Source organism: Flintibacter hominis (assembly GCF_014287965.1).
Lineage (GTDB): Bacteria > Bacillota > Clostridia > Oscillospirales > Oscillospiraceae > Lawsonibacter > Lawsonibacter aceti.
In genome coordinates this window covers 154605-169802 of record NZ_JACOPO010000004.1, presented here as the reverse complement: position 1 = coordinate 169802, position 15198 = coordinate 154605, and the positions used below count along the sequence as shown (strand labels likewise).

Below are 15198 nucleotides of genomic sequence, written 5' to 3'. Positions count from 1 at the left end.
CTTTTCCGGCGGGACCACTTTCTATGAAAGGGAATTTTCATGACCAACCAAGAAATTTTTGATCTGATCTCCCGGTTTGAGGACAGCTCTCTCCACACCTTAAAGCTGTCCACCCAGGACTTTTCCATAGAGTTGAGCCGGGGAGGGGCACCTGTCTCCACCGCCTCTGCAGTCCCCTCTGCCCCCGCGCCCCGTCCCACCGGGGGGGAGTCTCGCCCCGACCGGAACAGCGGGCCCACTGTCAAGGCCCCCCTGGTGGGCACCTACTACGCCGCGCCGGCTCCCGGCCAGCCCCCCTTTGTATCCGTGGGCGACCGGGTGAAGAAGGGCCAGCCCCTGTGCCTCATCGAGGCTATGAAGATGATGAGCGAGATCCCCGCTCCCTGTGACTGTGTCATTGAGGAGGTGCTGAAGGCCGACGGACAGCTGGCGGCCTTTGACGAGCCCCTCTTCCGCTATCAGCCATGCTGAAGCGGGTGCTCATCGCCAACCGGGGAGAGATCGCCCTGCGCATCCTCCGGGCCTGCCGGGAGGCGGGTATTGAAACCGTAGCCGTCTATTCCAAGGCGGATCAAGAGGCCCTCCATGTCCAGCTGGCCACCCAGTCCCTCTGCATTGGACCGGCTAAGGCCGCGGACAGCTACCTTAACCAGTCCGCCCTGCTCACCGCCGCCAAAGCCACGGGGTGCGATGGCATCCATCCCGGCTATGGCTTCCTGTCAGAAAACGCCGACTTCGCCGACCTGTGTATCAGGGAGGGGATCACCTTTATTGGGCCCTCTGGTGACACCATCCGTAAGGCCGGCTCCAAGTCCGCCGCGCGGGATCTTATGCGGCGGGCCGGCGTGCCGGTGACGCCCGGCTCTGATGGGCCGGTAGATACGGTGGAACAGGCCCTGATCTGGGCGGAGCGGGTTGGCTACCCGGTACTGCTGAAGGCCTCCGCTGGCGGGGGCGGCCGGGGCATCCGCCGATGCAACTCTCCGGAGGAGCTGCCCGCCGCCTTTCAGGCTGCCAAGGCGGAGGCCCGGGCCTGCTTCGGCGACGACCAGATGTATCTGGAAAAGCTGATCCTGCGGCCCCGCCACATTGAGTTCCAGATCCTGGCTGACCGTCAGGGAAATGTGATCCACTTGGGGGACCGGGACTGCTCGGTCCAGCGCCGCAACCAGAAGCTGATCGAGGAGGCCCCCGCCTGGTGCCTCACCCCTGAACTGCGGGCAGAGATGGGAGCCGCCGCCGTCCGGGCCGCCCAGGCGGTGGGCTATGAGAACGCGGGTACGGTGGAATTTCTGCTGGACTCGGACGGGACTCACTTTTATTTTATGGAGATGAACACCCGCATCCAGGTGGAGCACGGCATCACTGAGCTGATCACCGGGGTAGACCTGGTCCGTCAGCAGCTGCGAATCGCCTCCGGCCTGCCCCTGGATGTGAACCAGCGGGAGGTGTGCCTCACCGGGCATTCCATCGAATGCCGCATTAACGCTGAGGACCCTGGGAAAAACTTTCAGCCCTGTCCTGGAACTGTGGAGTTCCTCCACTTCCCCGGCGGGCCGGGCGTCAGGGTGGACTCCTGCCTGTATAACGGATGTACCCTGTCTCCCTACTACGACTCCATGGCGGCCAAGCTGCTGGTCCACGCCCCCACCCGGCTGGAGGCAATCAAGCGGATGCGCCGCTGTCTGGAGGAGTTTGCCCTGGAGGGCTTTGCCACCAACGCGGAGCTGTCCTATCAGATCCTGTACCACCCGGCCTTTGTTCGGGGAAGCTGCACCACAGCGTTTTTAGACGAGAATCTGGCCGAGCTGCTGGACTTCAGCCGCCGGCTGGAAGAAAGTGAGGGGGCCCAGTGAACAACATCTTTGCCCAGCGCCGGTCCCGCCTGCTGGCCATGAAGGCCCTGCGGGAACGCTATGTGCCCAATGAGAAGGCCATGACCTGCCCCAAATGTTCCCAGATCAGCGAGCGGCAGGCCGTGTCCCAGAATCTCTTTGTCTGTCCTCTGTGCGGTTACCACTTCCCCATCGGAGCCTATTACCGCCTCAGCACCATTTTGGACTCCGGCTCCTTTCGGGAGCTGTTTGAAAAGCTGCCCGCCGGCGATCCCTTATCCTTCCCCGGCTACAAGTCCAAGCTGGAGGAGAGCCGGCGCAAAACCGGCCTCAATGAAGCTGCCGTCATCGCCACCGGCACTGTGGATGGCCGCAAGTGCGTGGTAGGGGTGTTGGACAGCCGGTTTCTGATGGGCTCCATGAGCGCCGCTGTGGGAGAAAAAATCACTTTGGGCATCGAGTATGCAACTAAAAACAAGCTGCCCCTCATCCTCTTTGCCGCCAGCGGCGGCGCTCGGATGCAGGAGGGCATCCTGTCTCTGATGCAGATGGCCAAGACTAGCGCGGCTCTGGCTCGCTTTTCACAAAAGGGCCTGCTTTATATCTCCATCCTCACCGACCCCACCACCGGCGGGGTCACCGCCAGCTTTGCCTCCCTGGGGGACATCATTCTGGCGGAGCCCGGAGCCCTCATTGGCTTTGCCGGTCCCCGGGTTATCCAGCAGACCATTGGCCAAACTCTGCCTGAGGGCTTCCAACGGGCGGAGTACCAGGAGGAGCATGGCTTTGTGGACCAGGTGGTCCCCCGGTCGAAGCTGAGGGACACCATCTCCCAACTGCTCCTTCTCCACCAGAAGGGAGGCCGCCCATGAGCGATACCTTGACCGCCGCCCAGCGGGTCGCCATCGCCCGGCACCCCCAGCGGCCCAATATCAACGACTATATCCAGGCTCTGTTCACCGACTTTTTTGAGCAGAAAGGGGACCGGCTGTGCGGTGAGGACCCGGCCATTCTGGGCGGTATCGCCCTGTACCACGGCCGGCCCGTCACGGTCATCGGCACCCGGAAGGGGAAGGACCTGGAGGAAAACCTGAAGTGTAACTTTGGCATGCCCAACCCGGAGGGCTACCGTAAGGCCCTGCGCCTGATGAGGCAGGCGGAAAAATTTGGCCGCCCCATCCTCACCTTTATTGATACCTCCGGGGCCTACCCCGGTTTGGAGGCCGAGGCCAGAGGGCAGGGGGAGGCTATCGCCCGGAACCTGATGGAGATGAGCCAGCTCACTGTCCCGGTCATCGCCCTGATCACCGGCGAGGGGAACAGCGGCGGCGCTCTGGCTTTAGGGGTGGCCGACCGGGTCCTTATGTTGGAGAACGCGGTGTACGCCATCCTGTCCCCTGAGGGATTTGCCTCCATCCTGTGGAAAGACGCCGCCCGCCATGAGGAGGCCTGCCAGCTGATGAAGCTCACCGCCCCGGACCTGCTGGAGCTGGGGGTGGTGGACAGCGTCATCCCCGAGCCCCAGGGCGGCGCCCATCTGGCCCCTGCCATCACTTTTGAGCAGGTGGACCAGGCTATCAGCCGCCATCTGGGGGAGCTTTTGAAGAAAAAGCCCGCCGATCTGGCCGCCAACCGCTATCAGAAATTCAGAAAAATGGGGGCGGCCGCTCCCCAGAAGGAGAGCCAATGAACGGGATCAAGATCAAAGGCATGGGCCGGTGTGTCCCGGCCCATGTAGTGACCAATGATGATCTGTCCAAGATCATGGATACCAACGACGCGTGGATCAGCAGCCGTACCGGCATCCGCCGGCGGCACCACTGTGAGACCGAGAGCCACAACAGCCTGTGCGCCGCCGCCGCCCGGCAGGCGCTGGACAAAGCGGGGGTGGCCCCGGAGGAAATCGGGGCCTGCATCGTGGCCACCGTCAGCCCGGATACCATCGTGCCCTCCGCTGCCTGCGCCCTTCAGCGGGAGCTGGGGCTGCCCAACGACATCATCTGCTTTGACCTGAACGCCGCCTGCACCGGATTCCTCTTTGCCCTGCACACCATGGAGTGCCTGCTCAATTCCTCCCCCAGAAAATACGGCCTGGTGGTGGGAGCCGAGGTACTCAGCCGCATGGTGGACTGGAATGACCGGAGCACCTGTATCCTCTTTGGGGACGGGGCTGGAGCCGCTGTGGTAGAGTGCCGGCAGGACTGGCCCTCTATCAGCGCAGTTTTGGGCTGCCACGGGGATGAGCATATCCTGCGTATCGCCGGCCCAGGTACTGGGGAGCCCTCGGTTATCCAAATGGAGGGGACCCGAGTCTTTAAATTCGCCGTGGAGGCGGTGCCCTGGTGCGTGGACCAGGTACTAGCCAGGACTGGAAAGACTATGGACTATGTGGATTTCTTCGTCTTTCACCAGGCCAACGCCCGGATCATCGACCTGGTGGTCCGGAAATACCATATTCCGCCGAAAAAATACTATAAAAATATCGCCGAATACGGCAACACCTCCGCGGCCAGCATCCCCCTGGTCCTCAGCGAGCTGGAGGAGGCGGGCACCGTCGGCCCCGGCAGCCGGGTCCTGGTGGTCGGCTTCGGCGGCGGACTTACCTGGGGCGGAGCCCTGGTGGAATTTGCTTGAGGAGAAGGACTATGAAAAAGCTGAACGAGATCCTGGGAACGGAGTTTCCCTTTATCCAGGGGGGTATGGCCAACATCGCCACTCCCCAGTTCGCCGCCGCCTGCTCCAACGCGGGCGCCCTGGGCGTCATCGCCGCCGGCGGCATCCGGGAGCCGGAGGAATTGCGGGAGCAGATCCGCCTGTGCCGCTCCCTCACGGACAAGCCCTTCGGCGTCAACCTGATGCTGATGAATCCTGCCGCCGATCAGATGGCTCAGATCATCGCCCAGGAGAAGGTACAGGTAGTGACCACCGGAGCGGGCAACCCCGGCAAGTATATCCCCGCCTGGAAGGAGGCCGGGGTCAAGGTGTTCCCCGTGGTAGCGGCCACCATCCTGGCCCGACGGCTGTCCCGGTACGGGGTGGACGGCATCATCGCCGAGGGCACGGAATCCGGCGGCCATGTGGGAGAGATGACCACCATGGCCCTGGTCCCCCAGGTGATCGACGCGGTGGACGTGCCTGTGATCGCCGCCGGCGGCGTGGCCGACGGCCGCCAGTTGGCCGCCGCCTTCGCCCTTGGGGCCTGCGGCGTCCAGATCGGCACCTGCCTTCTGGTCAGCGAGGAGTGTCCCATTCACGACAACTACAAGCAGGCTCTGCTCAAGGCCAAGGACAGCGACACCACCGTCACCGGCCGGTCCATCGGAGGCCCGGTCCGGGTGCTGAAGAACAAGATGGCCAGACAGTATCTGCTTCTGGAAAAGAGGGGAGCCTCTCTGGAGGAGCTGGAGAAGGTTACCCTGGGCGGCCTGCGCCGGGCGGTCTTTGACGGCGACGTAGAGACCGGCAGCGTCATGTCCGGCCAAGTGGCGGGTATGCTCCATGAGATCCGGCCCCTGCGCCAGATCTTTGAGGAGCTGTATGCCGGCGGAAAGGCCGTTCTGGAAGCGACAGGTCAGCAATGGCGGTAACGATCCGAGGGAGGACCCTCTCTCTACCCATCCTTCAAGGCGGGATGGGCATTGGAGTCAGCCTGGACCGGCTGGCCGGGGCGGTGGCCGCCAAAGGCGGGATGGGCACTATCTCTACAGCGGCCTGCGGCTTCCAGGAGCCTGATTTTTACCGCAATACCCAGGAGGCCAATCTTCGGGCCCTGGCACGCCAGGTCAAGCGGGCCAAAGAGCTGGCCCGCGGAGCCGGCATGGTGGCTATCAACGCCATGGTCGCTACTACCCAGTACGCCGACAGCGTCCGCACCGCCCTGAAGGCCGGGGTGGACGCTGTGGTCTGCGGGGCCGGCCTGCCCAGGGACCTGCCAGCCATCGCCGCCGAGGTTCCGGAGAGCGACGCCGCCCTGGCCCCTGTGGTCAGCGGCGGGCGTTCAGCCTCGGTCATCAGCCGGCTCTGGGACCGCCACTTCCAGCGTATTCCCGACTTCGTGGTGCTGGAGGGCCCCCTCGCCGGCGGGCATCTGGGCTTCACCAAGGAGGAGGCCCTTCAGGCACAGGAGGGAAGCCCCAGGCCGCTCTCCGAGCTGCTTCGGGAGGTGCTGGAGGCGCTGGCCCCCTTCCGGGAGAAATACCAGCGGGACATCCCGGTCTTTGTGGCCGGCGGGGTGAAGGACGGGGCAGAGATGGCCCGCTATATGAGAGAGGGGGCCGCCGGGGCCCAGTTCGCCACCCGTTTTATCGCCACCCAGGAATGTGATGCCAGTCAGGGCTATAAGGAGGCCCTCCTGCGGGCCAGACCGGAGGACATCACCATCGTCCAGAGCCCTGTGGGGATGCCGGGCCGCGCCCTGCACAGTCCTTTGATCCGCCGGGTGGAGGCAGGGCTTCAGCCCAGCCCAAAGCGGTGTATCGACTGCCTGGTGCCCTGCAACCCCAAGACCACCCCTTACTGTATCTCCGGAGCCCTGATCGCCGCCGTCCAGGGGGATTGGGAAAACGGGCTGTTTTTTTGCGGCTCCAACGCCGGAGAAATCACACAACTGTCCACTGTCAGTCAGCAGATGGACCAAATCATGGAAGAATGGAGGGCCGCTCAATGAAGCTTGGCTTTCTTTACGCCGGACAGGGCAGCCAGCACCCAGGAATGGGTGCTGACCTCTATGAGGCATATCCCGCCTTTCGCGCTGTCTTTGACAGCGCCCCCGTAGAATTTGACTTAAAGCAGGTCTGCTTTCAGGACCCCGACGGAGTGCTGAACCAGACCCAGTACACCCAGCCCTGCATGGTGGCCTTCGCGGCCGGTCTGACGGCGGTATTGCGGGAGCGGGGTATCCTCCCCGAACTGGCCGCCGGCCTCTCACTGGGAGAATACTCCGCCCTCCACGCCGCCGGAGTCTTTGATGCCGCTGCCGCCATCCGGCTGGTGGCCTTCCGGGGCAAGGCCATGGAGCGGGCGGCAGGCGGTCGAGAGAGCGCCATGGTCGCGGTCCTGGGCCTGGACCGCGCGCCCCTCCAGGATGCCTGCCAGCGGGCCTCCGCCCTGGGCACGGTGGTCATCGCCAACTACAACTGTCCCGGCCAGATGGTCATCGGCGGCAACCGGGCCGCAGTGGAACAGGCAGCCCTCATTGCCAAGGAGTTGGGGGCCAAGCGGACCATGCCTCTCAAGGTAAGCGGTCCCTTCCACACCCCCCTGATGGCCCCCGCCGGGGAGGAGCTGGCAGACTATTTCCAAACGATCACCTTCGGCCAGCCCCAGTTCCCAGTTCTGTTCAACTGTCTGGGCCGGGCCCGCCGGGAGGACGATCCCTCTATCCCCGAACTGCTGGTCCGACAGGTCCAGAGCAGCGTTTGGATGGAGGATTCCATCCGATCCATGGCCGACCAGGGCGTGGATGCCATCGTGGAGATCGGTCCGGGCAAAGCCCTCAGCGGCTTTGTCCGCAAGACAGTACCTGGACTCCCTGTCTGCGCCGTAGAGAGTACAGCGGACGTGGAAGGACTGAAAAACACTCTGGAACAGCTGATGAAGGAGAAAGATCAATGAATTTTACCGGAAAGACCGCCGTCGTCACAGGCGGCAGCCGCGGCATCGGCCGGGCCATTTGTCTGGAGCTGGCCCGGGGCGGGGCCAATGTCATGCTGTGCTACGCCGGCAACGAGGAGGCCGCCCTGGATACGGCAGCCGCCTGCGAGGCTCTGGGCGCTAAGGCGGCCGCCATGCGCTGCGACGTATCTAAGACGGATGAGGTCAAGGCCCTTGTGGATGCCGCCCTACAGCAATTTGGAGCTGTCCACATCCTGGTCAACAACGCCGGCATCACCCGGGACGGCCTGCTCATGACTATGAAGGAGGACGCCTGGGACCAGGTGCTGGATACCAATTTGAAGGGAGCCTTCCTGACCATGAAGGCGGTGGCCAGGACCATGATGAAGCAGCGCTATGGGCGCATTGTCAACCTCAGCTCGGTGGTGGGGCTCCACGGCAACGCCGGACAGGTAAACTACGCTGCCAGCAAAGCCGGCGTGATCGGCATGACCAAATCCCTGGCCAAGGAGTTGGCCTCTAGAGGCGTCACAGTCAACGCCGTTGCCCCCGGATTTATTGACACGGATATGACCGCCGCCCTGCCCCAGGCGGCCCGCGACGCTCTGCTGTCCACCATTCCTACCCAGCGTCTGGGCGCGGCGGAGGAAGTGGCTCAGGCGGTCGCCTTCCTGGCCAGCGACCAGGCCGCCTATATCACCGGCCAGGTCCTGGCGGTGGACGGCGGCATGTCCATGTGAGAGGGGGAGATAACATGGAACGACGTAGAGTAGTCATCACTGGAATGGGGGCCGTTACCCCCTTGGGCCTTACCTGTCCCGACAGCTGGCAGGCGGTCCGGGAGGGCGTGTGCGGCATCGCCCCCATCACACAATTCGACGCCTCGGAGCTGAAGGTGAAGCTGGCCGCCGAGGTCAAGGGCTTCGCCCCGGAGGAGCTGCTGGGAAAGGCGGACGCCAAACGGATGGGCCGCTTTACCCAGTTTGCCGCCGTGGCGGCCCAGGAGGCGCTGGCCGATGCTGGCTTTGATGTCTCCTCCGCCGACCCGGACCGCTGCGGCGTCAGTGTGTCCAGCGGTATCGGCGGGCTGTCCATCACCGAGGCGGAGCACAGCCGCGGGCTGGAGCGGGGGTGGGACCGCGTGTCCCCCTTCTACATTCCCACCGGCATCTGCAACATGGCCGCCGGCCAGGTAGCTATCCGATCCGGCTTCCGGGGGATGTGCACCTGTCCCGTCACCGCCTGCGCGGGCGGCACCAATGCTGTGGGCGACGCCTTCCACTATATCCGGGACGGCTACGCCGAGGTCATGCTCTGCGGCGGCACAGAGGCGTCCATCACCCCCCTGGCCGTAGGCGGCTTTACCTCTATGAAGGCCCTGAGCCAGAACGGAGACCCCAACCGGGCCTCCATCCCCTTTGACCAGGAGAGGGGCGGTTTCGTTATGGGGGAGGGCTGCGGCATCCTCCTGCTGGAGGAGCTGGACCACGCCTTAGCGCGGGGCGCTAAGATCTACGCTGAAGTATTGGGCTATGGAGCCACCTGTGACGCCTATCACATGACTGCCCCCCGGCCCGACGGCTCTGGCGGGGCCAGGGCCATGGCGCTGGCCCTGGCCGATGGAGGGGTATCCCCGGAACAGGTAGACTATATCAATGCCCACGGCACCTCTACCCATCTCAATGACTCCGGTGAGACCACCGCCGTCAAGACGGTGTTTGGGGACCACGCCTACCATCTGATGATGAGTTCTACCAAGTCGATGACCGGCCATACCTTGGGGGCGGCGGGGGCTATCGAGGCCATCTTCACCGCCCTGTCCCTCCATCATGGCTTCGTCCCCGCCACCATCAACTACCAGGTCCCCGATCCCGAGTGTGACCTGGATGTAGTGCCCAATACCGGCCGGACGGCAGACATTCGGTACGCCCTGTCCAACTCTCTGGGCTTCGGCGGGCACAACGGCAGCATTCTCTTCAAAAAGTGGGAGGAATAAGAGATGGAACTTAATTCTGATCAGATCGCCCAGCTTCTGCCCCACAGGTACCCTTTCGCCCTGGTAGACCGCATCCTGGACTGTGAGCCGGGCCAGTGGGCCAAAGGCCGCAAGTGCGTCAGCGTAGGGGAGCCCTATTTTTGCGGCCACTTCCCCCAGGAGCATGTGATGCCCGGTGTCCTCATTCTGGAGGCTATGGCCCAGGTGGGGGCGGTGGCCATCCTCGCTCTGCCGGAGAACCGAGGCAAGCTGGCCCTCTTCGGCGGGATCAAAAACGCCCGCTTTAAGCGGAAGGTGGTCCCCGGCGATGTGCTGGAGATGGAGTGTGTTCTGACCAAGCGGCGGGGGCCTGTTGGCATCGGGGAATGTAAAGCACTGGTGGATGGACAGGTGGCCTGTGTGGCGGAGCTCACCTTTGCCATCACCGATGCGGCGCGATAGATCAGCGAAACTGTTGCCCTTTTCTCCTATCTGGTATATAGTAATAGTGGTTTTTAGAGCCCAAAAATGATTGATACGCTCATTGCGGGAAAGCGGGCGATGTTGTGCTGGACCAAGCTTTTTTTAACGTGTATACCAAATTCAAGCTCCATTTTTACCAGGAGATCTTTCGGCGCTTTCAGGACCGGGAGGCCAGTTTGACCACGGTGGAGACCTTCGCCATGGAGACTATCCAGGCCCTGGGCCGTCCCACCATCAACGAGTTTGCTACCTTTATGCGCATCTCGCCTCCAAATGCGGCCTATAAGATTAACAGCCTGGTCAAGAAGGGGTATATCCGCAAGGTTCAGTCCCCCGAGGACCGGCGGGAGTATCACCTGGAGGTCACCCAGAAGTATATCGACTATTACAACATCAGCTCCGCCTATATCACGGAGGTTATGGACCGCATCCGGCATCGGTTCTCTCCCGAGGACTGCTCCAAGCTGGAGGAGATGATCTCTATTGTCAGCCGGGAACTGATGCCCGAGGTCCAGATTCCCGAACTTCAAGGGCCAGTCTGACCTCCTCTCAATGCGGCAAAACGCGGCAGCACTCTGACAGTGCTGCCGCGTTTTTTATCTCTCTCCGCCCCGGCCGCTACTTCCACAGCTTGGCGGCTCCGGGGACCTCCTCCAGGCACAGCTCCCGAAGCAGCTCTAGCTCCTCTGTATGGTCCTCCCCAGGGTCTTCATAGTCCAGCGTCCTCAGGACTGATATCTCAAATTCCTCTGGCCCGTGGAGCTTCCACAGCTCTTGAAGGCGGCGGTTTGGATACAGTCCGCCGTTCAGCTTGACCCGGATGCCGTTCATGGTGGCCCTGGTATCAGAGGAGGTCCCCAGAAAGGACTCCCCAGTGGCCAGACAGCGGACAGACACCACCCCCATCTCCGGGCGGCGGTTCTTATATGCCTCCATCAGTTCTTTTTTCCTGTTTATGTCCATGTTTTCACCTCAATCTATGCTCCTGCCCCGTAGAGGCCCAATCCCCTCACCGGAAGCGGCGCATGTAGCCGCACCGGCGGCATAGCGCCTCCCTGACCCTGCCCTGGGAAAATCCCTGGTAGATGGCCTGGGCTCTGGGACTGCTCAAGATCTCCTCTAGGGGCTGATCGTACAAATTCCCCAGAGAGATATCCCCCTCATGGTCCAGACAGCAGGGGACCACGGTCCCGTCCCATAGCACACCCACCTGGTCCCGCAGGCCATAGCAGAAGCCGGCGCCGTCCCCCTCCGGGGCGCCTAGGTCCGGCCAGTCAAATTTTTCTCCCCACTCCAGAAAAACGCCAGGAGCTAGGGTAGTCCCCCGACGCCCCTCTCTCCAGGGACGCGGAAAGTCCCTCTCCAGAGCGGCTAAAATGTCTCCATTCCGGGCGTTCGCTCCTCTGGTGTCCTCCCCGTCCAGATTCCACAGCCGCAAGGCACACTTCTTTCCAGCTCCGGCGCTCCGCCGGGCGAAGGCAAGGCACCCGGCCAGATAGTCCTCCAGCGTTCCCACGCCCTCGTTCCCCTCAAAGGAGTGAAGAGAAATGCTGACCTTCTCCACCGCCGGACTGGAACAGAGCAGGTCCTCCCGCTCCCCCAACAGGGTGCCGTTGGTGGTGATCATCACCCGAAACTTCAGCTTTTCCGCCCGCTCCAGTATCTCCGCCAAGTGGGGGTGGAGGAGGGGCTCCCCCATCAGATGAAGATAGAGATAGTCGGTGTGAGGACGTAGACGCTCTCCCAATGTCTGGAATCCCTCCGGCGAGAGAACGCCCTTAGTCCGTCTGGTGCCTGGACAGAATTGGCAGTCCAAGTTGCACATGTTGGTGATCTCAAGATAGGCCTTCTTCAAACGCCGCACGGCTACCCCTCCTCTGACGTTTCCTCCTCATTGTACAGGCGGACAGTGTAAAACGCAACCGTTTCTTTTCCCTGTCCCCTCCTGCGTGGTGGGTGATGAGTCATGAGATAAACTCCGCCGGTTCCAACAAAGGGAGATAACCCGGAGTGCTGGTCTTGCAATGGTTAGACAGATATTGCGCTATAAAAATAGCTGTACTGTGTTCCAAAAGCGGAGCGGACCTATCCTTTCTTCCGTGTTAAAAAAACTCCCGCGATTGCTCCCACCAGGATAATCGGTGCCACTCTAACAAACAGCCATTCAAACGAATGAAATGCCACTCCGAGAACAGCGGTTTCAGGATCGCTATAATCCCAGTCCAAGTAAAGGCTTTTTTGCATCAATAAGAATGCAAAGACCACTGCTATAACCGCACACAACGAGATGAGAAGCCCGTGCAGGACCCTTCGCCTTGTGGTTTTTCTCTGTGCGAGCTGTAAGTTTATCACCTCCAGCTTTGCGGAAATCGCCTTTAAGTCATCTGCTTCTGCCGCGATAACCTTTTCTCCAAGCAACGTACTTACAGGTGTTTCCAGCACCTCTGATATGGCGATCAACATATCAGAGTCGGGAACCGACAATCCCTGCTCCCATTTTGAAATAGTTTGCCGCACCACATTCAGCTTGATAGCGAGCTCTTGTTGCGAAAGCCCTTTTGATTTCCTGATTGCTTTCATATTTTCATTGAGCATTCGAAATGATCTCCTTCCTTGCGGTATTTGTGAAAATTATAGGAGGAATTGCCCGTTGCTGCAAGCAACGCATTTTAACATTCATTGAAAGAGGCTGTTTTTGCTTCGTTATCTGATCATTACCCGGAAAAATATCCAAGCCCTTCTAGTTAGAAACGTAAAAGAGAATCGGAAGATATATAAATTGTGCGGGGGTAGGTGAATTGGCCTGTGCCTGACGGGACCGGTCATTTTAAAATAAAGCATTAGCAAGTCTGTACCAAGAAACTATAATAGCGCCAAATCGGAATTTAAATGCTGACAAAGAGAAGTAACTTTGGGCCAGTCCACTTCAGAGGACCATAGGTGGTGGGATCACGGCGGGCATGCGCCGGATGAGCTTTGATTCTCTGCCTGATATCCCGCAAAACTAGGCGTATGTGAGGCAAATAGCAGTAAAATATGCCCCGGACACCGTCAGATGTCCGGGGCATATTTTATTGCAGCAGGGCCTCTCCTGCCAGATAGATGTCCCCCGCCCCCACGGTGAGGAGCAGGTCTCCAGGCTGGGCCAGCTCCCGAAGCTTTGCGGTGACCTCATCCAACGTGGGACAGTATACCGCTCCCGGAATTTGGTCCGCCAGGTCTTTGGAGGAGATGCCCAAGTCATTTTTCTCCCGGGCGGCATAGATCTCTGCCAAAATGGCCACATCTGCCAGCTTTAGCTCCTGGACGAACCGTTGGAACAGGGCGGCGGTACGGGTATAAGTGTGAGGCTGGAAGGCACACACCACACGGGCGTAGCCCAGGCTCTTTGCCATGGTGAGCAGGGCGTGGAGCTCATCGGGGTGGTGGGCGTAGTCGTCGTACACCATGGCGCCGTGGAACTCTCCCTTCTTCTCGAAGCGGCGTCCGGCCCCGGTAAAGGAGGCAAGGCCCTCCTCCACGGCACTGCCAGGAACACCAAGCACATAGGCGGCACAGGCGGCGGCCAGAGCATTGGAGATATTATGGCTTCCCCCCACGTTGAGAGCGGCGTGGGCATACTTCACGCCGTGGACCACAATATCAAATTCGGGAAGCCCCTTGTTCCAGAAGATATGATCCGCGCGGCAGTCAGCGGAGCTGTCCCGAAGGCTGAATCGCATGGTCTGGCGGCCGCAGTTCTGGATGGCCTGGAGGGCGTTGGGATTATCCCCGTTGACCACCACCCAGCCCCGGTCGGGGACCAGCTGGGCGAAGGAGCGGAAGGAGTGCTGGATGTCCGCCAGGTCCCGGAAAAAATCCAGGTGGTCCTCTTCCACATTCAGAATCACTGCTACCGTGGGGCAGAAGGAGAGAAAAGAGTTGCAGTACTCGCAGGCCTCGGCGATAATGGTGTCGCCGTGACCGACCCGGTGGCCCGCCCCCAGGATGGGCAGCACGCCGCCGACCATAACGGAGGGGTCCCGACCGGCGGCGAGAAAGATGTGGGCGCACATAGAGGTGGTGGTGGTCTTGCCGTGGGTGCCGGAGACGCACAGGGCATTCTGGTAGTGGGTCATGATGGCCCCCCAGGCCTGGGCACGCTCAAAGACTGGAATACCGGCCTGCAGGGCCGCGGCAATCTCCGGATTATCGTCGTGGACGGCGGCGGTGCGAATGACGCAGTCGGCTCCCTCCACGCTCTGGGGCAGATGGCCGATGGTCACCGGAATGGACAGGGAGCGCAGATGGTCTACCGCCTCGCCTTCACGCATGTCGGAGCCGGTGACCAGGACGCCCCGCCCCTTCAGGACCTCTGCCAGCGGGGCCATGGATACCCCGCCGATACCTACCAGATGGGCCCGGCGGCCGGGCTTGATGTAGTCTTGTATGTTCTGTTCCATGGGATGACACCTCAAACTTAGATTCTTCTCTATTCACCATATTATAAACATTGGGCGGGAGAAGTGCAAGGTTTCCTGAAAAATATGGACGGAAGAGAAGAAAAATATACTGGAAGAGAAAAAAGAAAGGCACATCGTTTCCGATGTGCCTTCTTAAGGAGGAATATGGGTTTTACCCCAGAGTCAGATTAGTGATAACATAGCCGAACATATTGTCCTGCCGCGCGAATTGAGCGTGGAACTGGGCTAGGGAAGAACCGTCTACCAGATAGACTAGGGAGCCATCCACAGAGAGGGAACCGCCTAATTCTCGAATGGAGGTGAGCTGGATCTCGGCCAGGCTGTCGTCGCCGCAGGTAAGCAGATAGCTGTCCAGCTTTCCATCGTAGCGAATCCGGTCGGAAAGAGCCTCGGGGATGGGGCTCAAAGGGGCTGTGCCGGTAAAGAGGGCGGAGGCATAGTCCATCACCGTTTCAGAAGGGAGGACCAGTTCCTCGTCCAGATACTCAGAGCGGTCATCCATCTGCCCGTACAGACTGAGCATATTATATAAGGTTTCCCAAGCGGCCACCGGGTCGGAGAGATCCAACTCCCTTTGGCCCAGATTGACCATGGCCAGGATGGCCGCGTGGAGAGCGGGGGTCATGGAATCCAGAGCGCCGGTCTCGGCGGGGACGTTGCCGGGGGCGTAGTCCAGCTGCTCTGCCTGGGTGTCAGGGGCCTCCGTCATGTCGGCCATAGCCACAGTTCCAAAGGGCAGGATGAGCAGGGAAGCGATTATTGTGGTCAACAGCAGTTTTTTCATGGGAAGACCTCCTTTCCTATTCTTGTTTTAAGTATAGCACTGAGA

General features: G+C 61.0%; 17 protein-coding genes. 12 read left to right on the top strand and 5 right to left on the bottom strand.

From position 1 onward, the window contains the following. Positions 1–39: 39 nt before the first annotated feature. From H8S11_RS07860 to H8S11_RS07805, 12 genes are all read left to right on the top strand, one after another. Entirely contained in the window at positions 40–471 is a 432-nt protein-coding gene (locus tag H8S11_RS07860) for an acetyl-CoA carboxylase biotin carboxyl carrier protein (RefSeq protein ID WP_186852759.1), read from the top strand. Next, the gene (gene accC, locus H8S11_RS07855) at positions 465–1856 is read left to right on the top strand and encodes an acetyl-CoA carboxylase biotin carboxylase subunit (protein WP_186852758.1); all 1392 of its coding nucleotides are present in this window, start codon (positions 465–467) and stop codon (positions 1854–1856) included. The genes H8S11_RS07860 and accC overlap by 7 nt, the downstream gene beginning before the upstream one ends. Next, a complete protein-coding gene (gene accD / locus H8S11_RS07850; protein WP_240287043.1) occupies positions 1853–2707 on the top strand; it encodes an acetyl-CoA carboxylase, carboxyltransferase subunit beta in 855 nt (284 codons plus the stop codon). Before accC ends, accD begins: the two co-directional genes overlap by 4 nt. Then, positions 2704–3525, top strand: coding sequence for an acetyl-CoA carboxylase carboxyltransferase subunit alpha (locus H8S11_RS07845; protein ID WP_186852757.1), 822 nt, complete (start codon positions 2704–2706; stop codon positions 3523–3525). Before accD ends, H8S11_RS07845 begins: the two co-directional genes overlap by 4 nt. Then, a complete protein-coding gene (locus H8S11_RS07840) occupies positions 3522–4469 on the top strand; it encodes a beta-ketoacyl-ACP synthase III (RefSeq protein WP_186852756.1) in 948 nt (315 codons plus the stop codon). Before H8S11_RS07845 ends, H8S11_RS07840 begins: the two co-directional genes overlap by 4 nt. 11 nt (positions 4470–4480) lie before the next feature. After that, a complete protein-coding gene (locus H8S11_RS07835) occupies positions 4481–5422 on the top strand; it encodes a nitronate monooxygenase (RefSeq protein ID WP_186852755.1) in 942 nt (313 codons plus the stop codon). Beyond that, positions 5413–6501: an NAD(P)H-dependent flavin oxidoreductase gene (locus H8S11_RS07830; protein WP_147570742.1), complete on the top strand. Its 1089-nt coding sequence runs from the start codon at positions 5413–5415 to the stop codon at positions 6499–6501. The genes H8S11_RS07835 and H8S11_RS07830 overlap by 10 nt, the downstream gene beginning before the upstream one ends. After that, positions 6498–7448, top strand: coding sequence for an ACP S-malonyltransferase (gene fabD / locus H8S11_RS07825; RefSeq protein WP_186852754.1), 951 nt, complete (start codon positions 6498–6500; stop codon positions 7446–7448). Before H8S11_RS07830 ends, fabD begins: the two co-directional genes overlap by 4 nt. Beyond that, a complete protein-coding gene (fabG, locus tag H8S11_RS07820) occupies positions 7445–8188 on the top strand; it encodes a 3-oxoacyl-[acyl-carrier-protein] reductase (RefSeq protein ID WP_186852753.1) in 744 nt (247 codons plus the stop codon). Before fabD ends, fabG begins: the two co-directional genes overlap by 4 nt. A gap of 14 nt (positions 8189–8202) precedes the next feature. Further along, a complete protein-coding gene (gene fabF, locus H8S11_RS07815; RefSeq protein ID WP_147570739.1) occupies positions 8203–9444 on the top strand; it encodes a beta-ketoacyl-ACP synthase II in 1242 nt (413 codons plus the stop codon). Positions 9445–9447: 3 nt separating this feature from the next. Beyond that, on the top strand, positions 9448–9885 hold the full coding sequence (gene fabZ, locus H8S11_RS07810) for a 3-hydroxyacyl-ACP dehydratase FabZ (RefSeq protein WP_147570738.1): 438 nt from the start codon (positions 9448–9450) through the stop codon (positions 9883–9885). 104 nt (positions 9886–9989) lie between these two features. After that, entirely contained in the window at positions 9990–10448 is a 459-nt protein-coding gene (locus tag H8S11_RS07805; RefSeq protein WP_186852752.1) for a MarR family transcriptional regulator, read from the top strand. A gap of 76 nt (positions 10449–10524) precedes the next feature. Here H8S11_RS07805 and H8S11_RS07800 read toward each other — a convergent pair whose 3' ends face one another. From H8S11_RS07800 to H8S11_RS07780, 5 genes are all read right to left on the bottom strand, one after another. Beyond that, a complete protein-coding gene (locus H8S11_RS07800) occupies positions 10525–10869 on the bottom strand; it encodes a GIY-YIG nuclease family protein (protein ID WP_186852751.1) in 345 nt (114 codons plus the stop codon). 46 nt (positions 10870–10915) lie between these two features. Continuing rightward, positions 10916–11770 carry a radical SAM/SPASM domain-containing protein gene (locus tag H8S11_RS07795; RefSeq protein ID WP_147570737.1) on the bottom strand — a complete coding sequence of 285 codons (855 nt, stop codon included), beginning with the start codon at positions 11768–11770 and terminating at the stop codon, positions 10916–10918. A 221-nt stretch (positions 11771–11991) separates the two neighbouring features. Beyond that, positions 11992–12501, bottom strand: coding sequence for a helix-turn-helix domain-containing protein (locus H8S11_RS07790; RefSeq protein WP_186852750.1), 510 nt, complete (start codon positions 12499–12501; stop codon positions 11992–11994). A 476-nt stretch (positions 12502–12977) separates the two neighbouring features. Next, positions 12978–14348, bottom strand: a complete 1371-nt coding sequence (gene murC, locus H8S11_RS07785) for a UDP-N-acetylmuramate--L-alanine ligase (RefSeq protein WP_186852749.1) — start codon at positions 14346–14348, stop codon at positions 12978–12980. A gap of 172 nt (positions 14349–14520) precedes the next feature. Continuing rightward, positions 14521–15153, bottom strand: a complete 633-nt coding sequence (locus tag H8S11_RS07780; protein ID WP_147570734.1) for a hypothetical protein — start codon at positions 15151–15153, stop codon at positions 14521–14523. Between the last annotated feature and the right edge of the window lie 45 nt (positions 15154–15198).

What these genes read in the sequence shown, in the direction of transcription:
- H8S11_RS07860 (WP_186852759.1), top strand. Translation starts at nt 40, where the DNA reads ATGACCAACCAAGAAATTTTTGATCTGATCTCCCGGTTTGAGGACAGC.
- accC (WP_186852758.1), top strand. Translation starts at nt 465, where the DNA reads ATGCTGAAGCGGGTGCTCATCGCCAACCGGGGAGAGATCGCCCTGCGC.
- H8S11_RS07845 (WP_186852757.1), top strand. Translation starts at nt 2,704, where the DNA reads ATGAGCGATACCTTGACCGCCGCCCAGCGGGTCGCCATCGCCCGGCAC.
- H8S11_RS07840 (WP_186852756.1), top strand. Translation starts at nt 3,522, where the DNA reads ATGAACGGGATCAAGATCAAAGGCATGGGCCGGTGTGTCCCGGCCCAT.
- H8S11_RS07835 (WP_186852755.1), top strand. Translation starts at nt 4,481, where the DNA reads ATGAAAAAGCTGAACGAGATCCTGGGAACGGAGTTTCCCTTTATCCAG.
- H8S11_RS07830 (WP_147570742.1), top strand. Translation starts at nt 5,413, where the DNA reads ATGGCGGTAACGATCCGAGGGAGGACCCTCTCTCTACCCATCCTTCAA.
- fabD (WP_186852754.1), top strand. Translation starts at nt 6,498, where the DNA reads ATGAAGCTTGGCTTTCTTTACGCCGGACAGGGCAGCCAGCACCCAGGA.
- fabG (WP_186852753.1), top strand. Translation starts at nt 7,445, where the DNA reads ATGAATTTTACCGGAAAGACCGCCGTCGTCACAGGCGGCAGCCGCGGC.
- fabF (WP_147570739.1), top strand. Translation starts at nt 8,203, where the DNA reads ATGGAACGACGTAGAGTAGTCATCACTGGAATGGGGGCCGTTACCCCC.
- fabZ (WP_147570738.1), top strand. Translation starts at nt 9,448, where the DNA reads ATGGAACTTAATTCTGATCAGATCGCCCAGCTTCTGCCCCACAGGTAC.
- H8S11_RS07800 (WP_186852751.1), bottom strand. Translation starts at nt 10,869, where the DNA reads ATGGACATAAACAGGAAAAAAGAACTGATGGAGGCATATAAGAACCGC.
- H8S11_RS07790 (WP_186852750.1), bottom strand. Translation starts at nt 12,501, where the DNA reads ATGCTCAATGAAAATATGAAAGCAATCAGGAAATCAAAAGGGCTTTCG.
- murC (WP_186852749.1), bottom strand. Translation starts at nt 14,348, where the DNA reads ATGGAACAGAACATACAAGACTACATCAAGCCCGGCCGCCGGGCCCAT.
- H8S11_RS07780 (WP_147570734.1), bottom strand. Translation starts at nt 15,153, where the DNA reads ATGAAAAAACTGCTGTTGACCACAATAATCGCTTCCCTGCTCATCCTG.